Below are 26,476 nucleotides of genomic sequence, written 5' to 3'. Positions count from 1 at the left end.
TTGATGCGCCCCCGTCACCCCTGTCAAATTGGTCCGGACCATTCGCGTCGAGTGGAAGGCACGACCGTGCGACGGACCCCCCACCCGCCCCACCACCCGCTCCCCCGCACCACCGCCTGGCGCGCCCTCACCCTCACCGCGGCCGTGTGCGTGCTGAGTTCCTGCACCTGGGGCGGTGGCGACGACGGCAAGAGCACGCGGCCGCCCTCCGCCCCGCGCGGCCTCACCGTCCAGGCGGGCAGCGCCACCACCGTGCACGTGATGTGGAACAGCACGACCGACGGCTCGGACGTCAGCGGCTACGAGATCTACCGCGGCGCCGCCAAGGTCAAGGACGTTCCCGCCGACCAGCACATGGTCGACATCACCGGCCTCAAGCCGTCGGCCACGTACGCCTTCTCCGTGCGCGCCCGCGACGCCGACGGCAACCTCAGCCCGGACAGCAAGAAGCTGACGGTCACCACGCCCGCCGCGGCGAAGGCCGACCGCGAGGCCCCGTCCCGCCCGCGCACCCTGCGCGCCGAGGCCGAGGGCAGGCGCGCGGCGACGCTGGCGTGGGGCGGGTCGAAGGACAACCGCAGCGTGGCCTCGTACGAGATCTACCAGGGCACGTCGAAGATCCACAGCGTCGGCGGCGGCACCACGGACACGCTGATCACGGGCCTGCGGCCGGGCACCACGTACACCTTCACCGTGAAGGCCCGCGACGCCGCCGACAACTTCTCGGCCGCGAGCCCCGCCGTGCGCGTCACCACCGCCGCGGGCAAGGACAGCGGACGCGCCACGGCCCCCGCGGACTTCCGCGCGCGTACGCACAAGGGCGACGACGGCGCGTACTACATCGACCTCACCTGGCAACCGCCGCACACCGGCGGCGCGGTGACGGAGTATCAGATCCATCTGGACGGCAAGAGTGCGACCTCGCTGGTCTTCGGCGGCAACACTCCCCAGGACAAGGCGAAGCACAGCTTCTACGTGAGCCGGAAGTCCGGCGAGACGCACCGCGTGAAGCTCCGCGCCAAACTGCCCGACGGCACGTGGGGCAGCTACTCCCCCGAACGGGCCGTCACCACCCCCTGAAGCGCGTGGAGTCCGGGCCGAACCCAACCGGTCCAAGGCAAGATCCACGTCCACGCCCGGGTCCAGGTTCAGGTCTGCGCCGACAGCGCGCCCCACGCGCTCACTCGCCCTCCCGCCGCACACTCTCCCGCCCCGCCAACGACTCCACCGCCCACAGACACCACTCCCGCGTCTCGCGCTCGAAGGCCAGGCCGCGCCGGCACGTCAGGTAGGGGCCGATCCGGCGGCCCGTGCGCAGGAACTCCTCCTCGTCGAGATCGCCGCGCAGCCGCCGCAGGAGCTTGCCGAGGACCTCGGTCTTGGCCTCGGCGACCGCCGCGCGCTCGCGGAGCTGGGCGATCACGGGGGCGGCGGGGACGTCGTCGACCGCCTGCACCTTGACCAGCAGGTCGTCGCGGATGAAGGACGGCTTGGCGGACGCCGCGGCGAACCGCTCCAGCTCGGCGAAGCCCGCCTCCGTGACCTGGAACACCCGCTTGTTGGGCCGCCCCTCCTGCACGATCTCGCGCCCGGAGAGCAGCCCCTCGCCCTCGAGGCGCGCCAGCTCGGCGTACAGCTGCTGCGGCAGCGCGTGCCAGAAGTTGGCCACGCCGATGTCGAAGCCCTTGGCGAGCTGATAGCCGCTGAACTCGCCGTCGAGCAGTGCCGCGAGCACCGCGTGCCGCAAGGCCATGGTGACGCCCTTTCTCCCGCCGCCCCACCGAACCACCGGGGGCTTCAGCCAAGGATTCCGCCAGGGCTTCCGTTCCGCGCCCCGCTCCGTCATCATAGTCAAGAATCTGAGTAGTCATATTCTTGACTATGGAGAGACGGTCACCCCGGAGGTTCCCCATGACCGCAGCACCCGTCGCCGACACCACCGCCCGATTCCGTGCGGCGATCGAAAAGCGTGAACTCGCCGTCGTGGAGGAGCTGTTCACGCCGGACATCCGGTTCTACAGCCCGGTGAAGTTCCAGCCCTTCGAGGGGCGCGAGATGGTCATGGGGCTCTTCGGGGTGCTGCTGCGCCTCTTCGAGGACTTCCGGTACGTCGGGTCGTACGAGGGCACGGCGCAGACCAGCGTCGACGGCAGCGAGGCCGCGTCGGCCGTCCTTCTGTTCCGGACGACCGTGGCCGGCAAGGAGATCCACGGCATCGACCTGCTGCACTTCGACGAGGACGGCCGGATCAAGGAGTTCACGGTGATGGTGCGCCCGCAGTCGGCGGTGCAGGCGCTGGGACAGGCGGTGTACGCGGGCCTGGTCGCAGACGGCCTGGTGCCGCCGCTCCCCGAGGGGCAGTGACACCAGGCCGTCCAAGTCCCACGTCCCGAGCAGGGAGCGGATCAGGCGGGCAGCGGCACGTCCAGGCGCGCCTTGCGGTGGCTGAACGTCGCGATGGAGTGCGGGCCGTGGTAGGCGCCGAGCCCGCTCTCACCGACGCCGCCGAACGGCAGCTCGGGGACGGACAGATGGGCCATCGGAAGGCCGAAGCCGAGCCCGCCCGAGGACGTCTCCGCGGCCAGCCGCTCACGGGTGCGCTCCGAGCCGGTGAAGGCGTAGAGCGCGAGCGGCTTGTCCCGCTCGTTGATGAAGTCGATCGCCTCGTCGAGCCCTTCGACCTCGACGATCGGCAGGACGGGGCCGAAGATCTCCTCCCGCATGACCGGCTCGTCGGGCTTCACCCCGGCGAGCACGGTCGGCGCGATGTACTTCGCGGCGCGGTCGGTCTGCCCGCCCGTCACCACGCGGCCCGAGCCGAGCAGCCCCGAAAGCCGGTCGAAGTGCCGCTCGTTGACGATGCGTCCGTACGCGTCCGACGCCGCCGGGTCCGCCCCGTACTGCGCCTCGATCGCCTCCGCGAGCGCGGACTCCAGGGCGCGGGCGGTGGCGGGGTCGGTGAGGACGTAGTCGGGCGCGACGCAGGTCTGGCCGGCGTTGGCGAACTTGGCGCGGGCCAGACGGCGGGCCACCTCGGTGGTGTCGACGCCCGCGTCCACGAACGCCGGTGACTTGCCGCCGAGTTCGAGGGTGACGGGGGTCAGGTGCTCGGCGGCGGCGCGCATGACGATGCGGCCGACGGTGCCGTTGCCGGTGTAGAAGATGTGGTCGAAGCGCTGGGCGAGCAGCGCCGTCGTCTCGGGCACGCCGCCCTCGACGACCGCCACGGCGTCCGTGTCCAGGAAGCGGGGCAGCAGCCGGGCGATCAACTCGGAGGTGGCGGGCGCCAGTTCGCTCGGCTTGACGACCACCGCGTTGCCCGCGGCGAGCGCCCCGGCGACGGGCACGAGGAGGAGCTGCGCGGGGTAGTTCCACGGCGCGATGACCAGGGCGACGCCCAGCGGGTCGTACTGCGTGCCCGCGCTGGCGTGCTCCCCGAAGACGCCGCTGACGTCGACGGACTGCGGGCTCAGCCACTCCTGGAGGTGGTCGAGGGTGTGGTCGATCTCCTTGACGGTGAAGTCGACTTCGGCGCGGTAGGCCTCGGCGCGGGGCTTGCCGAGGTCCGCGTGGAGGGCGTCCGCGAAGTCCTCGCGGTGCTCGGTGAGCATCTCGCGCAGCCGCGTGAGCTGCCGCTCGCGCCAGTCCAGGGGGCGGGTGCGGCCGGTGCGGAAGGTGGCGCGGAGACGCGCCACGAGGGCGGCGGGGTCTTCGGGGGTGGTGGTGCTGTGGTTCATGAGGTCCTCAGGAGTGTCACTTCGATGCGGGCAGAGGCCCGGCGGGTGCGGGCAGCAGCCCGGTGAGCAGGGCTTCGACGGCGGGCGGCAGCAGGCGCGCCGCCTCGGGGTGGGTTTCGAGGCCGATGACGACGGCGAGACAGATGTCGGCGGCATCGGCGGGACGTACGCGGGCCGAGCCGGTGGGGCGCGCGCGGGCGGCATCGGCGGGGAACACGCGAGCAGCGTCGTCGGTCTCGACGGCCGCGAACTGCTCGACGAGCAACTCCCTGATCCGCCCGGTGAACGCGTCACAGATGTCCCCGGACAACCGCGCCTTCGCGTCGAGGAGTTCGGCGATGTGCGGCGATCCGCCCACGAGGTCGAGGACAAGGTCGAGCTTGGCGGCCAGGATGCCGTGGATCCGCTCGGCGGGCTGCGCGTCGGACGCGGCGGCCGCGGCGGCCCGGTCGAGCGCCCGGTCGTGCAGGCGCCGGGTGAGCCGCCGGACCGCGTCGTCCTTGCCGCGTACGTACTGGTAGACCGCCGACCGGGACACCCCCATCTCGCCCGCGATGTCATCCACCGTGGTGCGCCGCACGCCGTACCTGCTCAGGCAGGTGTACGTCGCGTCGAGGACGTCGGTGAGCCGGTCGGTGCCCATGGTTCAGCCCAGCGCCTTGACGATCTCAGCCGCGAGCGGCGCGGCCGACGCCGGGTTCTGGCCGGTGTGGAGGTTGCCGTCGGTGACGACGTACGGCGCCCACGCCTCGCCCTCCTGGAAGTCGACGCCGAGGGCGACGAGCCGGTCCTGGAGCAGCCACGGCGCGCGGTCGGCGAAGCCCGACTGGGTCTCCTCGACGTTGGTGAACGCGGTGACGCGACGGCCCGCGAAGGGCGAATCGGCCCCGTCGCGCGCGGTGGCGAGCAGCGCGGCGGGCCCGTGGCAGACGATGCCGAGCGGCCTGCCGGACGCGAGCGCCGCGTTCAGCAGGTCACCGGAGGCGGCGTTCACCGCGAGGTCCTCCATCGGGCCGTGGCCGCCCGGGTAGAACACGGCCGCGTAGTCGTCGAGCCGTACGTCCTCAAGGGCGAGCGGGTGCTTCAGGGCGGTGACGCCGTCCAGGGCCGCGGCGATCGCGTCGGCGTTCTCCTGTCCGCCGTTCAGCTCGGGGGCGAGGCTCGCCGGGTCCATCGTCGGCACGACGCCGCCGGGCGTGGCGACCACCACGTCGTGGCCCGCGGCGGTGAAGGCCTCGTACGGGGCCGCGACCTCCTCGGCCCAGTAGCCGCTCGGGTGCGCGGTGCCGTCCGCCAGCGTCCAGACGGCGGAACCGGTCACGACCAGCAGGATCTTCGCCATGTGCTTCTCCTTCGCTTCCCTTGCGTGCGGTCTGACATGTGCGTGCGGTCTGACATTTCGTACGCTCTGAGATCTCGTACGCCCTGACGTTTCGTACGCAGAGTGTCAGGTCGCCGATGTCTCGACGGTAGGCGCCCAAGCCATAGAGATCCAATAGGATCCCCGACATGCCCCATAGGGATTCCAATGGCACGAGCGCAAGCGCCGGCTCGGCGCGGCGCACCCCGTCCCACCCTCACACCCCGCTGGATCTGTCGCTGCTGCGTACGTTCCTCGCGGTGCACCGTTCCGGTTCCTTCACGGGCGCGGCGCGGCTGCTCGGCCTCTCGCAGCCGACGGTGACGACGCAGATCCGCTCCCTGGAACAGCAACTGGGCCGTGAGCTGTTCGAGCGGCGGCCGCGCGGCGTCGTCCCGACGTCCGTCGCCGACGAGCTGGCGACACAGGTGGCAGCCCCGCTGGACGCGCTCGCCACAGTCGTCGACCGCGGCCCGCTCGCCGCCGAGAAGCGCCCGGACCCGGTCCACCTGGCGGGCCCGGCCGAGCTGATGTGCACCCGGGTGCTGCCCGCGCTGGCACCGCTCACCGACCGGGGCGTCCGCCTGCGCGTCACCATGGGCCTCACCGACGACCTCCTCGACGGGCTCCGCGGCGGCCGCTTCGACCTGCTGATCTCCACGATGCGGCTGCGCGGGCGCACCTTCAGCGCGGTGCCGCTGGCGGACGAGGAGTTCGTGCTCGTGGCGGCGCCTCAGTGGGCGGAGCGGATCGGTCCGCAGCGGGTCGCGGCCGAGGGTGCCGCCGCGCTGCGCGGGGTGCCGCTGATCGCGTACGCCGACGACCTGCCGATCGCCCGCCGGTACTGGTGGCACGTCTTCGGCGAGCGCCTGACCGAGCAGGCCGCGATCACGGTGCCCGATCTGCGCGGGGTGATCTCGGCGGTCGCGGCCGGGGCGGGCATCAGCGTGCTGCCGCGCTATCTGTGCCTGGCCGAGCTGGTCTCGGGGACCCTTGTGCCGCTGCTGCTTCCCGAGGACCCGCCGATCAACACCATCTATCTCGCGCAGCGGCCGGGCGCGCCCGGCGATCCGCATGTCGTTCTCGTACGGGACCGACTGCTGCGGTCGGCTCCGTCCTGGTGACGTTCTGCCGGGCGCAGGTGACGGTCGGCCGGAGGCCGGTGACGCTCCGCCGGACGATGGACTCCGTCACCTGCCCGGGGGCAGTCCGCATGCGGTGCGGGCCGACGGCACGTTGGCTCGTCGTCAGGTAGCACGGGCGTTTCCCAATTCCGGCGGCGCATGGGATGTACCGCCTCCCGTGCCATCGGAGGGCAGACGCATGCGTACTACTCAGATATCTCTCCGCTCCGGCCTCGCCGTCGCCGCCGTCGCGCTGCCGCTGGCACTGGCCGCCCCGTCGGCGGTCGCGGCAACGGGGATCACCGTGACGGCAAGTGGCTCGACCGTGACGGTCACCACGACCGCGTGCCCCGGCGGGGGCAAGGGGTCGCTGATGAGCAACGGCAACGCCAGTTTCGCCTCGGGGCGGCAGGTGCAGCTCACCGGCACCACCGCCTCCTGGCAGAACGTCAGTCCCGGCACCCACACGGTGGCGGTGATCTGCACGGACGGTTCCGCCGCGGGTTCGCAGACCGTCACGGTCGGCGCCGCGACGACGCCGACGGTCTCGTCGACGACGACTCCCGCGCGCGGTGTGCGCGGCGGCATCGGCGGCGCGGTCGAGGACTACGGCACGACCACGCTGGTCGCGGGCGGGGCCCTCGTGGCCGTGGCCATGGCCGGCGGTGCCTGGTTCGTGCGCCGTCGCACCATCCGCGTCCGCGGCCGGTTCTGACCCCGTCCTCCCCCAGGGCCGGGCCACCAGAACCGGTCCCCGCCCGGCCGGGCCTCCCCGGCCGCCTATCGGCCCGTGTCCGGCCCCGGCTCATCCACCGGGTCCGGGCCCGGGCTTTTCTCATTGCGTGAAACAGGTAAGCGAGCGGGCGCTCTTGTCCCCTCCCCCGTCCCGTCCTACGGTCCTCCCAGCCGACGGGGAGGGACCTCCATGCCACGACCGCTCAGCGTTCAGCTCTACTCCGTACGCGACCAACTCGCCGCCGACCGCGCGGGGACGCTGGGGCGGCTCGCGGAGATGGGGTACGGCGCGGTGGAGGCGTTCGACGTCACCGCGGACGCCAAGGGGCTGCGCCGCGTCCTCGACGACCTCGGCCTCACCGTCTCCGGCGCCCACGTCATGCCGCTCCTCGCGGGCCCACCGGGCCCCGTCCTCGACGGGGTCGCCGCACTCGGCACCCCGCTGGCGATCGTCCCGGCCGGTTTCCCGCACGAGGACTTCACTTCGTACGAGCGTCTCGGCCGTGTCGCGGACCGCCTCAACTCCCTTGCGCGGGACGCCGAACGGCATGGTCTGCGGCTCGGCTACCACAACCACTGGTGGGAGATCGAGCCACGGATCGCGAGCCACGGCGGCAGGCACGCGATCGAGGTCCTCGCCGAACTCCTGGACCCCGCGGTGTTCCTGGAGATCGACACGTACTGGGCGGCCGTCGGCGGCGCCGACGTGCCCGCGCTGCTCGACCGCCTCGGTCCCCGCGTGGAGGCCGTCCACCTCAAGGACGGCCCCGGCACGAAGGACGACCCGAACGTGGCGGTCGGCGGCGGCACCATGCCCGTCCCCGAGATCCTCGCGGCGGCGCCCACCGCCTGGCGCGTCGTCGAGTTCGACGCGTGCGCGGGCGACCTCCTCGGCGAGCTCGCGGCGAGCCGCACCTACGTCAGCGCCCTGGAGACGGCGTGAACGCGGGCCCGGTGGGCGTCGCCGTCGTCGGCGCGGGCGTCATCAGCGCCGAGTATCTGCGCACGCTGAGCACCTTCCCCGACATCCGCCTCGTGGCCGTCGCCGACATCGCCCCGGAGCGGGCGGCCGCGGCGGCCCGCACCCACGGCATACCGCTCGCCGGAGACGTACCCACCGTCCTCGACGAGCCGGACGTGGAGCTGGTCGTCAACCTCACCGTGCCCGCCGCCCACGCGCGCGTCGCGGCGGCCGCGCTGCGCGCGGGCAAGCACGTGTACGGCGAGAAACCGCTCACCCCGGCGCCCGCCGAGGCCGAGAAGCTCGTCGCCGAGGCGTCCGAGCGCGGACTGCTGCTCGGCGGCGCGCCCGACACGTTCCTGGGCGCGGGCCTGCAGTCGGCGATCCGGGCCGTCCGCGCGGGCCACATCGGCCGGCCGGTCGCCGCGACGACTGCCGTGCAGAGCCTCGGCCCCGAGTCCTGGCACCCGGATCCGGCGTTCTTCTACCAGCCGGGCGCGGGACCGCTGTTCGACCTCGGCCCCTACTATCTGACGGCTCTGGTGGCGCTGTTCGGCGGCGTGGCACGGGTGGCCTCGACGGCGGCGCGGGCCCGGGAGCACCGCGAGGTGGGCTCCGGCCCCAAGGCAGGGCAGTTCTTCCCCGTCGACGTACCGACGCATGTGTCCGCCCTGCTGGACTTCGCTTCGGGCGCGAACGCCAACTCGACGTTCAGCTTCGACAGTTCACATCCCCGCATACGTTTCGAGATCACCGGTACGGAGGGGACCCTGGCCGTGCCCGACCCCAATACGTTCCGTGGCCCGCTGCGGCTGCGCGCCAACGGCAGTGACGAGTGGCGTGAGCTGCCTGTGCGGGGGCGTACGGATGGCCGGGGGCTGGGTGTCGTCGACATGGCGCGGGCGATCCGTGCGCGGGAGCGGGACGGGTCCGCTCGTACGCGGGACAAGTCCGCCCCCGACGGCGGCCTGAGCACCCATCGGGCGTCGGGCGCCCTGGCCTTCCACGTCCTCCAGACCATGACCGCGATCACGCAGTCCGCGGCCGTGGGGGCGTTCGTACCGCTGCCCGCGCAGCTCGTGCCTCCGGCGCCGCTCCCGGAGGACTGGGATCCGACCGAAGCAACGCTCAGCGGGTCTTAGGGATCAGCACAGCCTAGGACTCGGCCAGTTCCTCCAGTGTGCGCGTGAGCCACTGCGTCCAGAAGGTCTCCAGGTCGATCCCGGCCCGCAGCACCACATGGCGCAGGCGGTCCTCGATCGCGTCCCTGCCCGGCGGGAAGTCCCGGCGCTCGATCTCCTCGTACTCCGTCAACTGCCGCTGGTGCAGGGCGAGATGACGGCGCAGCTCGGCCTCGATGCCGTCCGTGCCGACGACGGCCGCGGCCCGCAGACGCAGCAACAGGGTGTCGCGCAGCGGCTTGGGGGCCTGGCTCGCGGCGGTCCAGCGGGCCAGTTCGGCGCGGCCCGCGGGCAGCACTTCGTAGTCCTTCTTCTGCCCGCGGGTCGCCTGCGCGGAGGGCAGCGCGCGGATGAGGCCGTCGCGCTCCAGTTTCCCCAGCTCGCGGTAGATCTGCTGGTGCGTGGCCGACCAGAAGTAGCCGATCGACCGGTCGAACCGGCGCGTCAGCTCCAGACCCGAGGACGGCTTCTCGAGCAGGGCGGTGAGGATCGCGTGCGGGAGTGACATGACGGCATCCTAGGGACGGCGCCCGGGGACGGCGGGGCCCCGGGCGGGGCGTCACGGCGCGGGCGCGTCACAGGGCGGCGGCCAGCTCCGTGCCCTGCTTGATGGCGCGCTTGGCGTCCAGCTCCGCGGCGACGTCGGCGCCTCCGATGAGGTGCGCGTCGACCCCGGCGGCGAGCAACTCCTCGTACAGGCTCCGGCGGGGCTCCTGACCGGCGCAGAGCACGACCGTGTCGACGGGGACCGTGCGCTGCTCGCCGTTGACCGTGATGTGCAGGCCGTCGTCGTCGATGCGGTCGTACTGGGCGCCCGCGACCATCGACACGCCCCGGTGGCGCAGCTCGGTGCGGTGGATCCAGCCGGTGGTCTTGCCGAGGCCCTTGCCGACCTTGGACGCCTTGCGCTGCAGCAGGTGGACGGTGCGCGGCGGGGCCGGCCGCACGGGTTCCGTGAGGCCGCCGCGGTCGCGGTAGTCCGTGTCGACGCCCCACTGCTTGAAGTACGTCGCCGGGTCCAGGCTCGCCTTGTCGCCGCTGTCGGTCAGATACTCCGCGACGTCGAAGCCGATGCCGCCCGCGCCGACGATCGCGACGCGCTCGCCGACGGGCGCGCCGTCGCGCAGGACGTCCAGGTAGCTGACGACGCTCGGGTGGTCGACGCCCGGGATGTCGGGGGTGCGGGGCGTGACGCCGGTGGCGACGACCACCTCGTCGTACCCGGCGGCGGCGAGCTGCTCCGCGGTCACCCACGCACCCAACCGCACGTCCACACCGCGCAGTTCGAGCTGCGTACGGTAGTAGCGCAGCGTCTCGTCGAACTCCTCCTTGCCGGGGACCCTGCGGGCGATGTTGAGCTGGCCGCCGATCTCGGACGCGGCGTCGTACAGCGTCACGTCATGGCCGCGCTCGGCGGCCGACACGGCGAAGGCGAGACCGGCGGGGCCCGCGCCGACGACGCCGACGCGCTTGGCGCGGCGGGTCGGGGAGAGCACCAGCTCCGTCTCGTGGCAGGCGCGCGGGTTCACCAGGCAAGAGGTGATCTGCAGGCTGAAGGTGTGGTCGAGGCAGGCCTGGTTGCAGCCGATGCAGGTGTTGATGGCGTCGGACCGCTCGGCCTCCGCCTTGGCGACGAAGTCGGGGTCGGCGAGCAGCGGGCGCGCGAGGGAGACCATGTCGGCGGCGCCGTCGGCCAGCAACTGCTCTGCCAGTTCGGGGGTGTTGATGCGGTTGGTCGTGACCAGCGGCACCGACACCTCGCCCATGACCTTCTTGGTCACGAAGGTGTACGCGCCGCGCGGCACCGATGTCGCGATGGTCGGGATGCGTGCCTCGTGCCAGCCGATGCCGGTGTTGATGATCGTGGCGCCCGCGGCCTCGATCGCCTTGGCGAGCTGGACGACCTCCGCGAGCGTGGAGCCGCCGGGCACGAGGTCGAGCATCGAGAGGCGGTAGATGATGATGAAGTCCGGCCCGAGGCGTTCGCGCGTACGCCGGACGATCTCGACGGGGAACCGGATGCGGTTCTCGTACGCGCCGCCCCAGCGGTCGGTCCGGCGGTTGGTCGGCGCCACGATGAACTCATTGATCAAGTAGCCCTCGGAGCCCATGACTTCGACGCCGTCGTAGCCCGCGAGCCTGGCCAGCTCGGCCGCGCGCACGAAGTCCTCGACGGTCTGCTCGACCTCGTCGTCCTCCAGGGCGCGCGGCGGGAACGGGCTGATCGGCGCCTGGACGGCGCTCGGCGCGACGAGCCCCTCGTGGTAGGCGTACCGCCCGAAGTGCAGGATCTGCATCGCGATCCTGCCGCCCTCGCGGTGCACCGCCGCGGTGACCCCGGCGTGCTCCTCGGCCTCCGCCTCCGTGGTCAGCTTGGCGCCGCCGTCCCAGGGCCGCCCTGCCTCGTTGGGCGCGATGCCGCCGGTGACGATGAGGCCGACGCCGCCGCGCGCCCGCGTCGCGTAGAACTCGGCCATGCGCTCGAACCCGTCCGGCGCCTCCTCCAGGCCCACGTGCATCGAGCCCATCAGGACCCGGTTGGGGAGGGTCGTGAAGCCCAGGTCGAGCGGGCTGAGCAGGTTCGGGTAGCGGCTCACGGAGCTCATGCGGGTGGCCTCTTTCGTCCACGTACGCCGGGGCTTCGGCGTGGTCGGTGTCCTCGTCACCACAGTTGTAGGACAGCCCCGGCCGTTATGCAACTAGTTGCACAACGGGCGCGACACACGTCACACCGGCCCGGCACACAGGCCCTTCACGCAGGCCTTTCACAGCGGCAGCGGCCGCTCCTGCACCACGTGCTTCATCACCAGCGTCGAGCTGAGGCGCTGCACACCCGGCAGTGTCGCCAGCTCCTCGTCGTACAGGCGCTGGAAGGCGCGCAGGTCCTTGCTGACGATGCGCAGCAGGTAGTCGGGGTCGCCGAAGAGGCGCTGCGCCTGGAGGACGTTCGGGATGTCGGCGACCGCGGCCTCGAAGGCGGCGACCGTGTCCCGGTCCTCCTGGCGCATGGTGACGAAGACGAGGGACTCGAAGGTCAGGCCGACGGCCTCGGGGTCCACCACCGCGCGGTAGCCGCGCACCGCCCCGCGGCGCTCCAGTTCGCGCAGTCTGCGGTGGCACGGCGAGAGGCTCAGGCGCACCCGCGCGGCCAGTTCGGTGACGGTCAGGCGGCCGTCGTTCTGCAGCTCGGCAAGGATCTGCCGGTCGACTCTGTCCATGGAGAAGATTCTTCCACTCACACGCCCTGAGCAGGCAAATCTCGGGAGCACCTTTGGGCAGATCGGAACTAACCTCCCACATGCACCATTCAGGGAGGGAGAAACATCCATGGCCGTCAGCTCCATCACCGCCTTCTGGGCGGTGTCCGTCCTGCTCATCCTCGTTCCGGGGGCGGACTGGGCGTACGCGATATCGGCGGGCCTTCGGGACCGCTCGGTGGCACCGGCGGTCGGCGGGCTTCTCCTGGGGTACGTCGGCCTCACCGCCGTGGTCGCGGCGGGCGTCGCGGCCGTCGTCGCCGACCATCCGGCCGTGCTCGCCTCGCTGACGCTGCTGGGTGCGATGTATCTGATCTGGCTGGGGGCGACGACGCTGGCCCGGCCGAGCACTCCCGCGCCGGCGGAGCAGGGGGCGGCGGGAGCCACGGCGCACTCACCCGCGCCCTCTGCCCGGCGGCGGTCCCGGGTCCTCGTGGGCGCCGGGATCAGCGGCCTCAACCCGAAGGCGCTGCTGCTCTTCCTCGCGCTGCTCCCCCAGTTCACCCAGCCCGGCACCGGCTGGCCGCTCGCCCTCCAGATCAGCACCCTGGGCCTGGTCCACATCCTCAGCTGCGGCGCCATCTACTTGTGCGTGGGCATCCTCGCCCGTACCGTCCTGCGGGCCCGCCCGGCCGCGGCGCGTGCGGTCACCCGGGTCTCGGGGGCGGCGATGATCGTGATCGGGGTGGTCCTGGTGGTGGAGCAGCTCACGGCCTGAGCGCCGCCCGGCCCGAACGGGACTGCCGGGCCGCCGCGCTGCTGCCGGGCCGCCCCTGGAGCGCCGCGTCCGAAATCCGCCAGCCGTCCTCGCGCACGCGTCGCAGACTGGTCACTGTCACCACCGGGGATCACACCCCGGACCAGGACAGACGCACCAGGACCACCAGGAGAGGACAGGCGCGATGACCGTCTACACGACGTTCGACAGCCCGCTGGGAGAGCTGCTGCTCGTGGGCGAGGCGTCGGACACCGCCACGGGCGGGACGGCACTCGTCTCGCTTTCGATGCCGGGCCAGAAGGGCGGCGCGGCCGTCCAGGACGGCTGGGTGCGCGACGACGCGGCGTTCACGGCGATCACCGGTCAGCTCCGCGCGTACTTCGCGGGCACGCTGACGGACTTCGACATCGAGTACGCCGCCGGGGCGGGCACCGACTTCCAGCGGAAGGTGTGGCACGCCCTGGACTCCGTGCCGTACGGCACCACGACGACGTACGGAAAACTCGCCGAGCGACTCGGCCTGTCCCGCGCGGCCGTCCGCGCCCTGGGCACGGCCATCGGCCGCAACCCGGTACTCGTCGTACGCCCCTGCCACCGCGTCATCGGCGCGGACGGGTCGCTCACCGGTTACGCGGGCGGCCTGGAGCGGAAGCAGCGGCTGCTGGACCTGGAGGCGGCGTGAATGCCCGTGGGGCCGGGGCGTCCGGGGTCGATGTGCGTGCGCGTGGGCCCCGGGACACCGCGCACACCACCGACGCCGGAGCGAGGGTCGCCGCCACGGACTGGCCGGCCCTGGCCACCGCACTCGACAACAACGGCTGCGCCCTCACACCCCCACTGCTCACCCCGGCCGAGTGCCGCGAACTCGCCGCCCTCTACGACGAGACCGCCCGCTTCAGGTCGACGGTGAACATGGCCCGACACCGCTTCGGCTCCGGCGAGTACCGGTACTTCAGCCACGAACTGCCGCGCCCGGTGGCCGAGTTGCGGGCGGCCCTCTACCCGAGGCTGCTGCCCGTCGCCCGCGACTGGGCGGCCCGCCTCGGCCGCCCCGCGCCCTGGCCGGACACGCTGGAAGCCTGGATCGACCAGTGCCACGAGGCGGGCCAGTCCAAGTCGTCGCAGATCCTGCTGCGGTACGAGAGCGGCGACTGGAACGCCCTGCACCGCGACCTGTTCGGCGACCTCGTCTTCCCGCTCCAGGTCGTCATCGGCCTCGACGTCCACGGCGCCGACTACACCGGCGGCGAGTTCCTGCTTGTCGAGCAGCGGCCGCGGGCCCAGTCACGGGGCACGGTCACCGCGCTGCCGCAGGGGCACGGGCTCGTCTTCACCACCCGCGACCGCCCGGTCCGCTCAAGCCGCGGCTGGTCGGCGGCGCCGGTGCGGCACGGCGTCAGTACGGTCCACTCGGGGTTGCGGCGGTCGTTGGGGCTGGTGTTCCACGACGCGTAGGTCACGCGCCCGGCGAGGGCATCCGCCGACGGGCCCGCTTCAGCTCGCGGTTGATGGCCCAGGCGTCGGCGACCGGCCCGAGGCGGCCGAGCTTGTCGGGATTGATCACCCCACGGATGGTCTGGATCCGCCCGTCGAGCACATCGAGGACCAGGGTGTGCAGGACCTTGCCGTCCCGGTCACGGGCGACCGCGCCGGGCTGCCCGTTGATCTCGCGCGGCTCGAGCGACACCTCGACCCGGACCAGCAAGGGGAAGAACGCCCCCAGCACCCGGGCCACGTTCGCCGCCCCCACCACGGTGTTGGCGAGCTGCGGCGCCTTGCCCCCGCCGTCCCCGACAAGCCGCACATCGGCGGCGAGCAGATCCTGCAGCCCGCCCACATCACCGTCCTTGAGCGCGTCGAAGAACCGCGTCGCCAACTCCTGCCGTTCCGCACGGTCCGCCGCGAACCGCGGCCGCCCGGCCTCCATGTGCCGCCGCGCCCGCACAAGGAGCTGCCGGCACGCGGCCTCCGACCGCCCCACCGCCTCCGCGACCTCGTCGAACCCGAAGGCGAACACCTCCCGCAGCAGGAAAACCGCCCGCTCCAGCGGACTGAGCCGCTCGAGCAGCAACAGCGCCGCCATGGACACCGAGTCGGCCAACTCCACCGCCCGCGCCGGGTCCTGATACGGATCGCTGAGCAACGGCTCGGGGAGCCAGGGCCCGACATACTCCTCCCGCCGCACCCGCGCGGAACGCAGCACATCGATGGAGATCCGTGTCACCGTGGTCGACAGGAAGGCCTTGGTCGACGTGGGCAGGGTCGCGGAGCCGTCAAAGCGCAGCCACGCCTCCTGAACGGCGTCCTCGGCCTCACTCACACTGCCCAGAATCCGATAGGCGATGGAGAACAACAGCGGCCGCAGCTCCTCGAACTCCCCGACCTTGCTCACGTAACCCGTCCTCCGCTCCCTCTGCTCAGTGGGAAAACTGCCCGACCTCGTAGTCACCGGCCGGCTGCTGGGTGATGACGTTCAGCCGATTCACCATGTTCATGAACGAGACCAGCATCACCAGCCCGGCAAGCTGCTCCTCGTCGTAGTGCTTGGCAGCGCCCGCCCACACCTCATCACTGACCCCGCCACCCGCGTCCGCGGTCCGGGTCCCCTCCTCGGCGAACGCCAACGCCGCACGCTCGGCCTCGCTGAAGACGGTGGCTTCCCGCCAAGCCGACACCAGGTGCAACCGCACCGAGCTCTCACCGGCAGCGGCGGCTTCCTTGGTGTGCATGTCGATGCAGACCGCACACCCGTTGATCTGACTCACCCGCAGCGCCACAAGCTCCTGCGTCGCGGCATCCACCGGCAAGTCCTTGATCGCCTTACCCGCCGACATCACATGCTTGAGCGCCTTGCCCGCGGCCGGATTGGCAAAGTAGTTCAGTCGCGCGTCCATGATGTGCTCCTCCGCACTCGTCAATGGCTACACACCTGAGACGAGACAGCCCCACTCCCCTGTGACACGGACGCGTGTGACGTGGGTCTCCCCGGCCACGGGCCCCAGCCCACCCCTACAGCCCGCTCACCCGCAACGTGATGTTGAGCCGCCCCGCAAGCCCGAGCCCGGGCGGCGCCGTGCCCGCATGCACCTTCGGCACCCCGTGGTACGCGAGGCGCGACGCCCCGCCGAACACCATCAAGTCGCCGCTGCGCAGCTCGACATCGGTGTACGGGCGGGTGCGCGTCTCGGTGTTGCCGAGGCGGAAGACGCAGGTGTCGCCGAGGCTGAGGGAGACGACGGGGGCGGTGGAGTTCTCGTCGCTGTCGCGGTGCATGCCCATGTGGGCTTCGGCGTCGTAGAAGTTGATGAGGGCGATGTCGTACGGGGCGGGGTCGGGGGCAGCGGCCGTGGCGCCTCCTGGGGCGGTCACGGCTCCTCCCGGCGAGGCGGAGTCGTACGCGTCCCGTACCGCCGCCCGGCCCAGCTCCGCCAGCCACGTCGGCATCGGCTTGACCGGTGCGCCGTCGCCGTCGACGGCGGTGCGCGCGTAGCCGTACGGGTACCAGTGCCGGCCCAGGCACACCTGCCGTGCGGTCATCGTGCCGCCGCCGGGCAGGTGGACGGTGCGCAGGCCGGCCGGAGGGCGTGCCCACGTGCGGCACGCGGTGACGAGTTCGCGCTGGCGGGACGGGTCCAGCCAGTCGGGGACGTGCACCGCGCCCGGCGCCAACTCGGCGCGCTCGCGCGGGAACAGCTCGCCCGTCATGCGCGCCTGACCGCCCGCAGGATCACGAACTTGCGGTTGCTCGCGGCCACTTCGACGTTGCCGAAGAGGCGCTTGAGGCGTACGTGGTAGCCGAGGTGCCGGTTGCCGACGACCCACAGTTCGCCGCCGGGGCGCAGCGCGTCCCTGGCGCCGCGGAACATGCGCTGCGCGGTCGCGTCGGTCGTGGCCTGGTGGCTGTGGAAGGGCGGGTTGTTCAGGACCAGGTCGACGGAGTCCGGCGGCATCGCCGTGAGCGCGTCCGCGGCGACGAACTCGCCCTTGGCCGCCGCCGTGTTCGCCCTGAACGTCGCCTCGGCCGAGGCCACCGCCTGGTACGACTCGTCCACGAACGTGACCCGCGCCTCGGGGTTCGCCACCGCCGCGGCCGTACCGAGCACGCCGTTTCCGCAGCCCAGGTCAACGACGTGCGCGTCGCCGCTGGTGGACGGCAGGTGTTCGAGGAGGAAGCGGGTGCCGATGTCGAGGCGTTCGGCGCAGAAGATGCCCGCGTGGTTGACCGCCGTCAGGCCCGCGCCCGCGCCGGAGTCGTCGGGCAGGACGTAGCTGTGCGGCCAGGGGCTGGGGCCCGGCCGGAGCTCGGGGTCGGGGGTGCTGAAGATCAGGCGGGCCTTCTGGCGGGCGAGGGACGTACGCGTCGGGCCGACGATCCGCTCGAAGAGCTCCAGCGTCGACGTGTGGATCTCGGTGACCATGCCGGTGCCGACCACGACGGTGCCCGCGTGCAGGGCCGGGGCGATCCGGCGCAGCTGGTCCTCGAGGAGCGCCAGGCTCTTCGGTACGCGGACCAGGAGGACGTCGACACGCTCCGGCGGAGTGTCCCGGGTCGTCAACAGGCGTGCCTCGTCGGCCGGAAGGCCCGCGCGCGCGAGGTTCGCCAGCGTCGCCTGCCGCGCGAGGTGGGAGTCGGTGATCTGCACGGGCCGGTGCGCGGCAAGCGCGGTGGTCAGCGCGCCCCACCGGTCACCGACGACGGCCACCGCCCCGTCCAGGGCGATCGGCTCGCCGTCGCCCTCGTCCCCCGCCAGGTGCCGCAGCAGATAGGCGTCGGCCGCGGACCAGGCCCGCAGGGTGTCGCGCGGGTCCTCCGGGAAGCGTGTGAGGTCGTACTCGCCCCATGACGTGCTCAAACGGTTCATCGTGCCCTCAGGCTAACGGAGCGCCGCGGACTCCTTGCCGCGAGCCGCCGCCTGGGGCTCATTGCGGCGAGCCGTTGGCCTGGGCTTCTTTGCGGCGAGCCATTCACCTCGGGCTCTCCACCGCGAGCCGCCCGCCCCGAGCCCCGGGCAGCCTCCCTCACGGAAGCCTCCCGCCGGAGCCGTACGGCGAGCTCCCGCCGACGCCACCCCAACCCCCACCACCCCCCTCACCCCGCCAAATGCAGCACTCCCACCAACCCCACCGCCACCACCACACCCGTGACCAGCACCTGCGCCCCCGGCGGCACCCCCGTCGGCGGCCCCTCGGCGGTGTGCGCCGACTCCGCGTCGAGCCGCGCCGCCCGCGCCACCCACTCGCCCGGCGGGTGGTTCGGCACGACCACGCGCCAGGGCTGGCGGGGGTCGTACTCGACGACGGCACGGCCGCGGTGCAGGAGACCTTGTACGTCGAGGGGGTGCCGCACCTCGACGCGGAACGGCCGCCGCCCCTCCGGCACCACGGTCAGGTCGAAGGCGAACACGCTGTCCGCGGCCTGCGCGTCGAGGACGAGCCTGCCGGTCTCCCGCTGCACGGCCCTCACCGAGTGCACCACCGCGGGCGCGTACGCGCGCGGCCCGCCCGAGCGCAGCCCCGAGGCGACCCCGCCGCCCTGCCCGCGCTCGGCGACCGCGCCCAGGCACAGGAGAGCGAGCGCGGTCGTGGTGAGGCCGACGACAAGCAGCCAGGTCGGCCCGTCGAGGACGCCCTCGGCCAGCGCGGCGAACGCGAGGCCCACCACGGCGGTGCCGAGCAGCACGTCCAGGGCGAGGAAGCGGCGTACAAAGTCCCTGGCCGCCGGATGTCGCGTCACGGAGCGCCTCATGAGGAGCGCAGCAGCCGTCGTCGGGGCACCGCGACCCGGGTGCGCCGGGGGTCGGCGGGGCGGGACCGGTCGTACACGGCGAGGACCGGCCGGTCCAGGGCGGCGCGGTCGACGACGACGGGCACGGCGTGGCGGACGCCCTGGGTGTCGTGGAAGACGACGGTGACCTCGCCGCGCCGACCGCGCACCGGCCGCCAGCCCTCCAGGCGGGCCTGCGCGGTGCTGAACTCGCCGCGCAGCCTGCGCAACGCGGCGGTCCGGCGCAGGCTCACGGCAGCGCCCCACACGGCGACGAAGCAGCCCGCGGCGGCCACCGACCACAGGAAGGCCAGCCAGCCCGAAACGGTGTGCCGGCCCGCGGGCACGACCAGCATGAAGTCGGTGACCGTGTCGTACGCGACGCGCCGGTCGGACACCGCGTCGTACCAGCCCGCGGCGGCACCGCACGCGCTCAGGGCGATCACCGCGCCGGCCGTCGCACGATGCAGGAAGCGCGCGGCCACGAACCCGAGCAGCACCGTCGACGCGATGCCGAGCTCCGGCGCCAGGGCCGCGAACTGGTCGCTGCCGCACCCTTCGCCGTCGCAGGCCCACGCGACGGCGGTGACGTCGTACGTACTGAGATGCCACACGAGCCAGACCTGCCAGGCGAGCAGCACGCAGGCGAGCCCGCGCAGCGTCAGGCCGTAGGTCTTCCGGCTCAACTCCCGCCCCTGTCCCGAAGGTTCCCCGGCGCGCCGACCACGCGCCGCGGGCCGCGCCCGGCAATGTCCGTGCAGGCTACACGCTGTGCCGGGCCGTCACCATGGCGCCGCGGCCGCGCGACGCCGCGCGGCTCAGCCCTGGTCGAACCACGTGGGCGCGTCCGCCATCGCCTGCTTGATCCGGAAGAGCCCGGTCTCGTGCAGGTCGGGCAGCGCGTCCAGCGCGAACCACCCGACCTCCAGGGACTCGTCGTCGTTCACACGCGGCTCGCCGCCCACGGCCCGGCAGCGGAACGTGATGTCCATGAACTGGCAGATGTCGCCGTTGTCGTACGTGACCTGCTTCAGCGCCTCCACCAGGACCACGCGCTCGGCGACGCACCGCACCGCCGTCTCTTCGTAGACCTCGCGCACCGCGCACTCCGCGGGCTGCTCCCCCGGATCCGGGATGCCGCCGACGACCGACCACTTGCCGTTGTCGGCGCGCCGCCCGAGCAGCACTCTGCCCTCGTCGTCGAAGACGATCGCGGTGACTCCCGGGAGCCACAGGAGCTGATGGCCCGCGTCGGCGCGCAGGGTGCGGATGAAGTCCGGAGTAGCCATGGCCCCGACCCTAACCGGCGGCCCCGGCCCGACGTCGCGCGATCACCCAGCCGACACCCGCAGCGCCGACCAGCACGAGGAGCACTTCCGGCCAGACCCCGAGGCGGGTGGCGGGCGTCAGAGAGCTGCGCTTGGGTACGTCGGCGACCAGCGACTCGGCCGTGAACATCCCGGTGCGCTGGGCGATCGACCCGTCCGGACGGATCACCGCGCTGACCCCGCTGGTCACCGGGACCATGACGGCACGGCCGTGCTCGACGGCCCGCACCCGGTCTATGGCCAGCTGCTGGTACGTCATCTGACTACGTTCGAACGTAGCGTTGTTGCTGGGCACGGAGAGGATCTGCGCACCCTCCTTCACCTGGTCCCGCACCACCGAGTCGAACGCGGCCTCGTAGCAGGTCACCGGGCCGACGCCGGTTCCCGCCATGTCGAACACGGCCGGTTTCGTACCGGGTTGGAAGACGCCCGCGCGGTCCACGTCGGAGCTGAAGACACGGAAGAAGTCGCGGTACGGCATGTACTCGCCGAACGGCTGGAGGTGGCGCTTGTCGTAGGTGGCGCCCGGCCCGGTCTCGGGGTCCCAGAGGATCTGCCGGTTGCGGGGCTTGCCGTCCTTCGCGGTGACGACGGCGCCCACGGACACGGGGGCCTTGATGGCCTTGGCGGCCTTGTCGATCACGGCGTAGGCGTCCGGGTTCGCGTACGGGTCGATGTCGGAGGAGTTCTCCGGCCACAGCACGAGATCGGGCTGCTTGGCCTTGCCCGCCTCGACCTCGGCGGCCAGGCGCAGCGTCTCCTTCACGTGGTGGTCCAGGACGGCGCGGCGCTGGGCGTTGAAGTCGAGGCCCATGCGCGGCACGTTGCCCTGGATGACGGCGACCGTCGTGGTGCCGTGCTCGGCCTTGTTGGACACCAGCGGCAGGGCCGCGGCACCGGCGAGCACGGGCGTCAGCGTGAGCGCCGCGGAGGTGACGAGCGCGCGGTCACGCGCGCGCGGATCGGCCTTGAGCCGGCGTACGACATCGGCGAGCGCGAAGCCGCAGAGCACCACCGCGAAGCCGAGCAGCGGGGTGCCGCCGAGCGCGGCCAGCGGCAGGAACAGACCGTCGGGCTGGCTGAACGCGACCTTGCCCCAGGGGAACCCCTCGAACGGGAAGCGCGCCCGCGCCGCCTCCCCCGCGATCCACACCCCGGCGGCCCACACCGGCCACACGGGAAGGCGGGACACGTAGGCGATGCCCAGGCCGGTCAGGCCCAGGAACAGCGTTTCGGCCACGGCGAGCGCGAGCCACGGCAGCGGGCCCACGTCGACGCCGGTCCAGGAGAGCAGCGGCACGAAGTAGCCGAGCCCCATGAGCAGTCCGAGCCCGAAGCCGGATTTCGGCCGCCGCCCGTGCAGTACGAAGCCGAGCACCGCGCACGCGAACGGCGCGAGCCACCACAGCTCACGCGGCGCGAAGCTCAGATAGAGGAGCACTCCGGCGAACACCGCCGCCGCGCCGGGAACCAGCCGTCGTCTGATCCGCTCGGCACGCGATTCCGGTCCGGGCTGCGGTGCGGTCTGCTCGGACGCGTCGGTGGGAGCGGTGGTGGCGGTCACTCCGGGAGTGTACGGCGCGCCGCCTGGACGCGGACAGCGCGGTGGGCGGCGCCGGCACGGCCGTCCCACATGCCCGTCCCGCACACCTGCTGGATCGTTCCTGCGCGAGATCTCCACAACCGGTGCCCGCAGCAGCTAGCGTGTGCCCAAGCCTCTGACATGCGGCGAGATCAAGCCATACGGTCGTCACGCCATAGGGTCGGGGCCCGTCACACATCGGGGGGCGACGGGGTGGGGTCGATGAATACGCCGTCGCCGACCGCGACGGCCGGTTGGACGGCGGAGCGGCGCGGGGCCGCGGACGCCGTCGGCGTGGCGATCCTCGCCGCCTGCGCGGCCTGGGTGCTGATCACGACGGGCGTGCGGGGCGGCCGGCCGGACGGGATGCTGCTCGCCGTCCTTGCGGTGGCCGCCGGGTACGCGGGCGGGCGGATCGCGGGGGCGCTGCTCCCGGTCGCCGCGCCCTGCGTAGGCGCGCTCGCCGGGGTCGCCCTCGCGGCAGCGGCGCCGCATGTCACGCCGGGTCCCGTCAGCTCCTCGCCGCTCGGGCCCATCGGCGCCACGGCGGCGCTGCTCAGCCTGGCGTCGGGCGCGGCCTGCTGCGCGGCCTGGGCGGCGCGCGGGGCTGCGCTGCGGACCGGCATGCGGGTGCTGGCGGCCGGGATCGTGCTGGCGGCGGCACTGCTCGGTTCGACGGCCGGGGTCATCGCGTGCGCCGGGATCCTGCTGTGTTCGCTCGCGGCGGCGCTGATGCGGCGCAGAGGGCTCGGGCTCGCCGGGTTCGCACTGACGACGGCGGTGCTCACGGGGCTCGCCTGGGCGGTCGCGGACGGGGCACTGCCCGAGGGGCTCACCACGTCCCTGGAGGGGCAGCTCGGCGGGTACCGGGTGCGGATGTGGCAGGACGCCGAGGCGATGACGGGCGCGCATCCCGCGTTCGGCGTGGGGCCGGGGCGGTTCGGGGAGGCGTCACCCACGGTCACCGAGGGCCTGCTCACGGACGCCAAGCCGCACTCGGCGCTGCTGCAGCAGGGCGCCGAGCAGGGTTTCGTGGGGGTGGCTCTGCTCGCGGCGGCGTTCTGCTGGGTGCTGTTCGCGCTGTGGCGCTCGCCGCGGTCCACGCAGGTCGTCCTGACGGCGGGCGCGGCCCTGACGGCCCTGGCCGCGGTGGCGACGGTCGGCAACGCGCTGAGCGTGACATCGGTGACGGTGGGCGCGGGACTGCTGGCGGGCATCGCCACGGCACGCCCCCTGAGCGAGGAGGCGGCCCAGGTCAGACCGGCGTACTCCCGGAAGGGCTCAGGCGGTCGCGGATGACGCGGACTGCCATCTCGGCGTTGTCGACGGTCACGGTGAACTTGCGGCCGTCACCGAGGCTGAGGACGAGGCCCTCACCGCGCCGGACGACGACGGCGGTGCCCTGCTCGGGCCGCCAGCGGTAGCCCCAGCCGCCCCACTGCCGGGGCGTGACGGCCGGCGCGAAGTCGGCGCCCACGACATGCGACAACAGGATGCGGCGGCGCGGCACCCCGATGTGGCCGCAGCGCACCTCCAGGGAGTCGCCGTCGACCTTCACGGCCACGTGCACGAAGGCGAGCGTCCCGAACAGGATCAGCAGACCGACGGCGATGCAGCCGACGATCGACATGACCAGCGGGAGGATGCCCGAGGGCCACAGCGTCTCGACGGCCAGGTCGATGCCCAGCGCGAGACAGGCGGCACCCGCGCAGGCCAACAGCCACTGGCCGCGGTTAGTCGCGCGTCCGGTCCAGATCTCGGGCTGCTTCTCGGAGCTGACCCGCTCGCTGTGGGCGTGGTCCGTCATGCAATCGAGAGTACTCACGTTCCGGGACGAAGGCACCGCGTCGCGGAGAGTTACTCCTCCGGTGGACACGGCGAACGCCTGGTTCACGCCTGGAACAGGGGGTCCGAGGCTCCGGGCAGGCGGGGCTGCCGTACAGGCCCCGGGCCGTCAGGGTTGCCGGGCCGCCGACTAAGGCTTCAGGACCGGATCCGACGCCGCGAGCAGCCGTCCCTCGGCGTACGTGAGGGCGGCACGCGGCAGCGCGGCCTCGCGCCCGCCGAGGAGCACCGTGAGGGTCCCTTCGGCGCGCTCGCCGTCGTAGGCGGCCGACGGGCCCGCGTTCACGGACCCTGCCCGCTCACCGGCCCTGCGCAGCGCCTGCGCGACGACGGCTCCGGCCGAGCCGTGGAGCACGAGCGGCGGCTTGTCCGACTGCTGCACGGCCGCGCGGATGCGCTCCGCGACCAGCTCGTAATGGGTGCAGCCCAGGACGACGGCCCTTACATCGGGCGGGGTGAGGGCCGCGGCGGCCGCGATCGCGCGCGTGGTGGCCTCCTCGTCGGCCTCCTGCACGGCGTCGGCGAGGCCGGGGCAGGGCACCTCGGTGACGGGTACTCCGGCGGCGAACTCCTCGATGAGGCCGCGCTGGTAGGGGCTGCCGGTGGTGGCGGGCGTGGCCCAGATCGCGACGGGACCGCCGCCGGCCGCCGCGGGCTTGATCGCCGGGACGGTGGCGATGACGGGCAGCCCCGGCTCCAGGCGGGCGCGCAGGGCGGGCAGGGCGTGCACGGACGCGGTGTTGCAGGCCACGATCAGCGCGTCCGGGCGGTGCGCGGCGGCGGCCTCCGCGGCGGCCAGGGCAAGGCGGGTCAGCTCCTGCGTACTGCGCTGGCCCCAGGGCATCGTGTCCGGGTCGGAGGACAGAACGAGGTCGGCGCCGGGGTGCAGGCGTCGTACCGCGGCGGCCGCGGCGAGCAGTCCGATGCCGGAGTCCATCAGCGCGATCTTCACCCGGTCACCTTAGACGATCGGCCGGACAAGCCCGGCGGGGTGGGGCAGACTGCGGCGGATGAGCGCCGTTGTGTGGATCGCCGCCGCTTCGCTCGCCGCGTGGCTGTGGCTGCTGGTCGGACAGGGTTTCTTCTGGCGTACGGATCTACGGCTGCCACCGCGCAGGGAGCCGGAGCACTGGCCGTCGGTGTGCGTCGTCGTCCCCGCGCGGGACGAGGCCGAGGTGCTGCCGACGAGCCTGCCCCCGCTGCTCGCGCAGGACTATCCGGGGCGCGCGGAGGTGTTCCTCGTCGACGACGGCAGCAGCGACGGCACGGGCGACCTCGCGCGGTCGCTGGCCGAGCGCGCGGGCGGGCTGCCGCTGACGGTCACGTCCCCCGGCGAGCCGCCCGCGGGCTGGACCGGCAAGCTCTGGGCGGTACGGCACGGCATGACCCTCGCCCGCGCGCGCGAGCCCGAGTTTCTGCTGCTCACCGACGCGGACATCGCCCACGCCCCGGACAGCCTGCGGGAGTTGGTGGCGTCGGCCACGGCGGGCGGCTACGACCTCGTCTCGCAGATGGCGCGGCTCCGGGTGGCGAGCGTGTGGGAACGCCTCGTCGTCCCGGCGTTCGTGTACTTCTTCGCGCAGCTCTATCCGTTCCGCTGGATCGCCCGCAGGGGCGGGCGGACCGCCGCGGCGGCCGGCGGCTGTGTGCTGCTGCGCGCCGACGCCGCAGAGCGGGCGCGGATCCCGGACGCGATCCGGCACGCGGTCATCGACGACGTGGCGCTCGCCCGTGCGGTCAAGGGCGCGGGCGGGCACATCTGGCTGGGCCTCGCCGAGCGCGTCGACAGCGTGCGGCCCTATCCGCGCCTCGCGGACCTGTGGCGGATGGTGGCGCGCAGCGCGTACGCCCAGCTGCGGCACAACCCGGCGCTGCTCGTCGGCACGGTGGCCGGGCTCGCGGTGGTGTATCTGGCGCCGCCGGTGGCCCTGTTCGCGGGGCTCGCGGCGGGCAGCGCGGGCGCCGCGCTCCTGGGCGGGCTCGCGTGGCTCGTGATGACCGCGACGTACCTGCCGATGCTGCGCTACTACCGCCAGCCGCTGTGGCTCGCGCTCACGCTGCCCGCGACCGCGTTCCTGTACCTCCTGATGACCGTGGACTCCGCCGTGCAGCACTACAGGGGGCGCGGCGCGGCCTGGAAGGGCCGCACGTACGCGCGCCCCGACACGGCCGCGGCGGAGGAGTCCCGGCCCTAGACCCTGGACTCCTCGGACTCCTCGGACTCCTCCGGCGCGGGCGTCACTTCCGGCCGGGAGTCCAGTTCATGCCCCACCCGTAGGCGTAGTCGATGGTCCGCTGCGGGCTCACGCCGCGCTCGGGCACCAGGTAGCGGGCCTCGCGCTGGACGGTGAGTTCGCCGCCGTTGTTGGTGATGAGCGCGAGCGCGCAGACCGTGGAGGGCACCGTGCACTCGTCGAGGGAGAACTCGATCGGCGCGCCGTGCTGCGGGGTCAGCGTGACCGTGGCGTTCAGGTCGGCGAAGCTGCGCGCGCCTTCGTAGATGGTCACGAAGATGACCAGGCGCTTGAGCTCCTGGGAGTGGTCGAGGTTGACCGTCAGGTTCTCGCCGGTGGACACGGCGCCGGTGCGGTCGTCGCCGTCCAGGAGGATGTACGGCGGCTGGTGCAGGGCCCCGAAGGCGTTGCCGAGCGCCTGGACGACGCCCTTGCGGCCGTCGGCGAGCTCGAACAGCGCGCACAGGTCGAGGTCGAGGTCCGCGTGCATGGCCACGGCACGGCCGAGCTTGCTGGCCCAGCCCTTGAACTGCTTGCGCACCTCCCAGTTGAGGTTCACCCGCAGCGAGCCCGACGTGCCGCCCTGCTTGGTCAGCGAGACGGACGGCGACTCCTTGGTGAGCGTGACCTTGGTCAGGCGCACCGGCTGG

Annotated in this window: 30 protein-coding genes; 11 read left to right on the top strand and 19 right to left on the bottom strand. The window is 72.9% G+C overall.

The genetic code is table 11. The annotated features are described in order from the left end of the window. Nucleotides 1–66: 66 nt before the first annotated feature. A complete protein-coding gene (locus IEY91_RS10445; protein ID WP_373287914.1) occupies nt 67–1,080 on the top strand; it encodes a fibronectin type III domain-containing protein in 1,014 nt (337 codons plus the stop codon). 100 nt (nt 1,081–1,180) lie between these two features. On the opposite strand, the gene IEY91_RS10440 is transcribed toward IEY91_RS10445, so the two are convergent. Beyond that, a complete protein-coding gene (locus tag IEY91_RS10440; protein WP_189173730.1) occupies nt 1,181–1,753 on the bottom strand; it encodes a PadR family transcriptional regulator in 573 nt (190 codons plus the stop codon). A gap of 158 nt (nt 1,754–1,911) precedes the next feature. Here IEY91_RS10440 and IEY91_RS10435 point away from each other — a divergent pair, with 158 nt between their 5' ends. Next, nucleotides 1,912–2,364 carry a nuclear transport factor 2 family protein gene (locus tag IEY91_RS10435; protein ID WP_164326903.1) on the top strand — a complete coding sequence of 151 codons (453 nt, stop codon included), beginning with the start codon at nt 1,912–1,914 and terminating at the stop codon, nt 2,362–2,364. A gap of 41 nt (nt 2,365–2,405) precedes the next feature. On the opposite strand, the gene IEY91_RS10430 is transcribed toward IEY91_RS10435, so the two are convergent. Genes IEY91_RS10430 through IEY91_RS10420 form a run of 3 tightly spaced genes read right to left on the bottom strand, consistent with a single transcriptional unit; the run spans nt 2,406 to nt 5,079 of the window. Then, a complete protein-coding gene (locus tag IEY91_RS10430; protein ID WP_189173729.1) occupies nt 2,406–3,737 on the bottom strand; it encodes an aldehyde dehydrogenase family protein in 1,332 nt (443 codons plus the stop codon). Between the two features lie 16 nt (nt 3,738–3,753). Next, nucleotides 3,754–4,380, bottom strand: coding sequence for a TetR/AcrR family transcriptional regulator (locus IEY91_RS10425; RefSeq protein ID WP_189173728.1), 627 nt, complete (start codon nt 4,378–4,380; stop codon nt 3,754–3,756). Nucleotides 4,381–4,383: 3 nt separating this feature from the next. Next, nucleotides 4,384–5,079: a type 1 glutamine amidotransferase domain-containing protein gene (locus tag IEY91_RS10420; protein WP_189173727.1), complete on the bottom strand. Its 696-nt coding sequence runs from the start codon at nt 5,077–5,079 to the stop codon at nt 4,384–4,386. 167 nt (nt 5,080–5,246) lie between these two features. On the opposite strand from IEY91_RS10420, the gene IEY91_RS10415 reads away from it, so the two are divergent. From IEY91_RS10415 to IEY91_RS10400, 4 genes are all read left to right on the top strand, one after another. Continuing rightward, on the top strand, nt 5,247–6,221 hold the full coding sequence (locus IEY91_RS10415; protein WP_189173726.1) for a LysR family transcriptional regulator: 975 nt from the start codon (nt 5,247–5,249) through the stop codon (nt 6,219–6,221). Between the two features lie 199 nt (nt 6,222–6,420). Then, complete coding sequence (locus tag IEY91_RS10410; protein WP_189173725.1) at nt 6,421–6,936, top strand: hypothetical protein; 516 nt, start codon at nt 6,421–6,423, stop codon at nt 6,934–6,936. A 210-nt stretch (nt 6,937–7,146) separates the two neighbouring features. Beyond that, nucleotides 7,147–7,899, top strand: a complete 753-nt coding sequence (locus IEY91_RS10405; protein WP_164326898.1) for a sugar phosphate isomerase/epimerase family protein — start codon at nt 7,147–7,149, stop codon at nt 7,897–7,899. Then, nucleotides 7,896–9,059: a Gfo/Idh/MocA family protein gene (locus IEY91_RS10400; protein ID WP_189173724.1), complete on the top strand. Its 1,164-nt coding sequence runs from the start codon at nt 7,896–7,898 to the stop codon at nt 9,057–9,059. Before IEY91_RS10405 ends, IEY91_RS10400 begins: the two co-directional genes overlap by 4 nt. A 13-nt stretch (nt 9,060–9,072) precedes the next feature. On the opposite strand, the gene IEY91_RS10395 is transcribed toward IEY91_RS10400, so the two are convergent. The 3 genes from IEY91_RS10395 to IEY91_RS10385 form a co-directional block, all read right to left on the bottom strand. Then, nucleotides 9,073–9,606 (bottom strand): PadR family transcriptional regulator, encoded by a 534-nt coding sequence (locus IEY91_RS10395; RefSeq protein WP_164326896.1) that lies wholly within the window; start codon nt 9,604–9,606, stop codon nt 9,073–9,075. A gap of 67 nt (nt 9,607–9,673) precedes the next feature. After that, nucleotides 9,674–11,695, bottom strand: a complete 2,022-nt coding sequence (locus tag IEY91_RS10390; RefSeq protein WP_306309888.1) for an NADPH-dependent 2,4-dienoyl-CoA reductase — start codon at nt 11,693–11,695, stop codon at nt 9,674–9,676. A 168-nt stretch (nt 11,696–11,863) separates the two neighbouring features. Next, nucleotides 11,864–12,316 carry an Lrp/AsnC family transcriptional regulator gene (locus IEY91_RS10385; protein ID WP_189173722.1) on the bottom strand — a complete coding sequence of 151 codons (453 nt, stop codon included), beginning with the start codon at nt 12,314–12,316 and terminating at the stop codon, nt 11,864–11,866. Between the two features lie 109 nt (nt 12,317–12,425). On the opposite strand from IEY91_RS10385, the gene IEY91_RS10380 reads away from it, so the two are divergent. Then, nucleotides 12,426–13,073: a LysE family translocator gene (locus IEY91_RS10380; protein ID WP_189173721.1), complete on the top strand. Its 648-nt coding sequence runs from the start codon at nt 12,426–12,428 to the stop codon at nt 13,071–13,073. Here IEY91_RS10380 and IEY91_RS42330 read toward each other — a convergent pair. Further along, a complete protein-coding gene (locus IEY91_RS42330) occupies nt 13,063–13,188 on the bottom strand; it encodes a hypothetical protein (RefSeq protein WP_268240858.1) in 126 nt (41 codons plus the stop codon). The genes IEY91_RS10380 and IEY91_RS42330 overlap by 11 nt on opposite strands. Before the next feature lie 69 nt (nt 13,189–13,257). Here IEY91_RS42330 and IEY91_RS10375 point away from each other — a divergent pair, with 69 nt between their 5' ends. Beyond that, on the top strand, nt 13,258–13,755 hold the full coding sequence (locus tag IEY91_RS10375) for a methylated-DNA--[protein]-cysteine S-methyltransferase (protein WP_189173720.1): 498 nt from the start codon (nt 13,258–13,260) through the stop codon (nt 13,753–13,755). Nucleotides 13,756–13,787: 32 nt separating this feature from the next. Continuing rightward, entirely contained in the window at nt 13,788–14,528 is a 741-nt protein-coding gene (locus IEY91_RS10370; RefSeq protein WP_189173878.1) for a 2OG-Fe(II) oxygenase, read from the top strand. Nucleotide 14,529: 1 nt separating this feature from the next. Here the strand turns inward: IEY91_RS10370 and IEY91_RS10365 are convergent, their stop codons facing one another. The 8 genes from IEY91_RS10365 to lnt all read right to left on the bottom strand — a co-directional run bounded on the left by IEY91_RS10365 (nt 14,530) and on the right by lnt (nt 21,729). After that, a complete protein-coding gene (locus IEY91_RS10365) occupies nt 14,530–15,465 on the bottom strand; it encodes an RNA polymerase sigma-70 factor (RefSeq protein WP_189173719.1) in 936 nt (311 codons plus the stop codon). Nucleotides 15,466–15,490: 25 nt separating this feature from the next. Then, nucleotides 15,491–15,967 carry a carboxymuconolactone decarboxylase family protein gene (locus IEY91_RS10360; protein WP_189173718.1) on the bottom strand — a complete coding sequence of 159 codons (477 nt, stop codon included), beginning with the start codon at nt 15,965–15,967 and terminating at the stop codon, nt 15,491–15,493. Nucleotides 15,968–16,082: 115 nt separating this feature from the next. Further along, nucleotides 16,083–16,778 (bottom strand): alpha-ketoglutarate-dependent dioxygenase AlkB family protein, encoded by a 696-nt coding sequence (locus IEY91_RS10355; protein ID WP_189173717.1) that lies wholly within the window; start codon nt 16,776–16,778, stop codon nt 16,083–16,085. Beyond that, nucleotides 16,775–17,935 (bottom strand): methyltransferase, encoded by a 1,161-nt coding sequence (locus IEY91_RS10350; protein WP_189173716.1) that lies wholly within the window; start codon nt 17,933–17,935, stop codon nt 16,775–16,777. Before IEY91_RS10350 ends, IEY91_RS10355 begins: the two co-directional genes overlap by 4 nt. Before the next feature lie 227 nt (nt 17,936–18,162). Continuing rightward, a complete protein-coding gene (locus tag IEY91_RS10345) occupies nt 18,163–18,807 on the bottom strand; it encodes a hypothetical protein (RefSeq protein ID WP_189173715.1) in 645 nt (214 codons plus the stop codon). Nucleotides 18,808–18,815: 8 nt separating this feature from the next. Next, a complete protein-coding gene (locus tag IEY91_RS10340; protein ID WP_164326887.1) occupies nt 18,816–19,523 on the bottom strand; it encodes a hypothetical protein in 708 nt (235 codons plus the stop codon). Nucleotides 19,524–19,655: 132 nt separating this feature from the next. Further along, entirely contained in the window at nt 19,656–20,126 is a 471-nt protein-coding gene (locus tag IEY91_RS10335) for an NUDIX hydrolase (protein ID WP_164326886.1), read from the bottom strand. A 10-nt stretch (nt 20,127–20,136) separates the two neighbouring features. Then, nucleotides 20,137–21,729 (bottom strand): apolipoprotein N-acyltransferase, encoded by a 1,593-nt coding sequence (lnt, locus tag IEY91_RS10330; protein WP_164326885.1) that lies wholly within the window; start codon nt 21,727–21,729, stop codon nt 20,137–20,139. 240 nt (nt 21,730–21,969) lie between these two features. Here lnt and IEY91_RS10325 point away from each other — a divergent pair, with 240 nt between their 5' ends. Next, nucleotides 21,970–23,046, top strand: a complete 1,077-nt coding sequence (locus IEY91_RS10325) for an O-antigen ligase family protein (RefSeq protein ID WP_229696846.1) — start codon at nt 21,970–21,972, stop codon at nt 23,044–23,046. Here IEY91_RS10325 and IEY91_RS10320 read toward each other — a convergent pair. Further along, a complete protein-coding gene (locus IEY91_RS10320; protein ID WP_164326883.1) occupies nt 23,003–23,554 on the bottom strand; it encodes a hypothetical protein in 552 nt (183 codons plus the stop codon). The genes IEY91_RS10325 and IEY91_RS10320 overlap by 44 nt on opposite strands. Before the next feature lie 168 nt (nt 23,555–23,722). After that, nucleotides 23,723–24,544, bottom strand: coding sequence for a glutamate racemase (locus tag IEY91_RS10315; protein WP_164326882.1), 822 nt, complete (start codon nt 24,542–24,544; stop codon nt 23,723–23,725). 58 nt (nt 24,545–24,602) lie between these two features. On the opposite strand from IEY91_RS10315, the gene IEY91_RS10310 reads away from it, so the two are divergent. Next, on the top strand, nt 24,603–25,787 hold the full coding sequence (locus tag IEY91_RS10310) for a glycosyltransferase (RefSeq protein ID WP_189173714.1): 1,185 nt from the start codon (nt 24,603–24,605) through the stop codon (nt 25,785–25,787). A gap of 43 nt (nt 25,788–25,830) precedes the next feature. Here IEY91_RS10310 and IEY91_RS41710 read toward each other — a convergent pair. After that, a partial coding sequence (locus IEY91_RS41710; RefSeq protein ID WP_229696845.1) for a TerD family protein occupies nt 25,831–26,476 on the bottom strand: 646 nt, incomplete at its 5' end.

Source organism: Streptomyces lasiicapitis (assembly GCF_014646335.1).
GTDB classification, from domain to species: domain Bacteria; phylum Actinomycetota; class Actinomycetes; order Streptomycetales; family Streptomycetaceae; genus Streptomyces; species Streptomyces lasiicapitis.
Note: the sequence above shows the minus strand (reverse complement) of the source record. Positions and strands in the feature narration are given on the sequence as shown.

Bases quoted from the DNA above. Each gene is read 5' to 3' on its own strand.
- IEY91_RS10385 (WP_189173722.1), bottom strand. From the start codon at position 12,316: ATGGACAGAGTCGACCGGCAGATCCTTGCCGAGCTGCAGAACGACGGC.
- IEY91_RS10405 (WP_164326898.1), top strand. From the start codon at position 7,147: ATGCCACGACCGCTCAGCGTTCAGCTCTACTCCGTACGCGACCAACTC.
- IEY91_RS10375 (WP_189173720.1), top strand. From the start codon at position 13,258: ATGACCGTCTACACGACGTTCGACAGCCCGCTGGGAGAGCTGCTGCTC.
- IEY91_RS10355 (WP_189173717.1), bottom strand. From the start codon at position 16,778: ATGACGGGCGAGCTGTTCCCGCGCGAGCGCGCCGAGTTGGCGCCGGGC.
- IEY91_RS10335 (WP_164326886.1), bottom strand. From the start codon at position 20,126: ATGGCTACTCCGGACTTCATCCGCACCCTGCGCGCCGACGCGGGCCAT.
- IEY91_RS10420 (WP_189173727.1), bottom strand. From the start codon at position 5,079: ATGGCGAAGATCCTGCTGGTCGTGACCGGTTCCGCCGTCTGGACGCTG.
- IEY91_RS10350 (WP_189173716.1), bottom strand. From the start codon at position 17,935: ATGAACCGTTTGAGCACGTCATGGGGCGAGTACGACCTCACACGCTTC.
- IEY91_RS10410 (WP_189173725.1), top strand. From the start codon at position 6,421: ATGCGTACTACTCAGATATCTCTCCGCTCCGGCCTCGCCGTCGCCGCC.
- IEY91_RS10380 (WP_189173721.1), top strand. From the start codon at position 12,426: ATGGCCGTCAGCTCCATCACCGCCTTCTGGGCGGTGTCCGTCCTGCTC.
- IEY91_RS10415 (WP_189173726.1), top strand. From the start codon at position 5,247: ATGCCCCATAGGGATTCCAATGGCACGAGCGCAAGCGCCGGCTCGGCG.
- IEY91_RS10440 (WP_189173730.1), bottom strand. From the start codon at position 1,753: ATGGCCTTGCGGCACGCGGTGCTCGCGGCACTGCTCGACGGCGAGTTC.
- IEY91_RS10360 (WP_189173718.1), bottom strand. From the start codon at position 15,967: ATGGACGCGCGACTGAACTACTTTGCCAATCCGGCCGCGGGCAAGGCG.
- IEY91_RS10430 (WP_189173729.1), bottom strand. From the start codon at position 3,737: ATGAACCACAGCACCACCACCCCCGAAGACCCCGCCGCCCTCGTGGCG.
- IEY91_RS10320 (WP_164326883.1), bottom strand. From the start codon at position 23,554: ATGACGGACCACGCCCACAGCGAGCGGGTCAGCTCCGAGAAGCAGCCC.
- IEY91_RS10425 (WP_189173728.1), bottom strand. From the start codon at position 4,380: ATGGGCACCGACCGGCTCACCGACGTCCTCGACGCGACGTACACCTGC.
- IEY91_RS10325 (WP_229696846.1), top strand. From the start codon at position 21,970: ATGAATACGCCGTCGCCGACCGCGACGGCCGGTTGGACGGCGGAGCGG.
- IEY91_RS10310 (WP_189173714.1), top strand. From the start codon at position 24,603: ATGAGCGCCGTTGTGTGGATCGCCGCCGCTTCGCTCGCCGCGTGGCTG.
- IEY91_RS10435 (WP_164326903.1), top strand. From the start codon at position 1,912: ATGACCGCAGCACCCGTCGCCGACACCACCGCCCGATTCCGTGCGGCG.
- IEY91_RS10395 (WP_164326896.1), bottom strand. From the start codon at position 9,606: ATGTCACTCCCGCACGCGATCCTCACCGCCCTGCTCGAGAAGCCGTCC.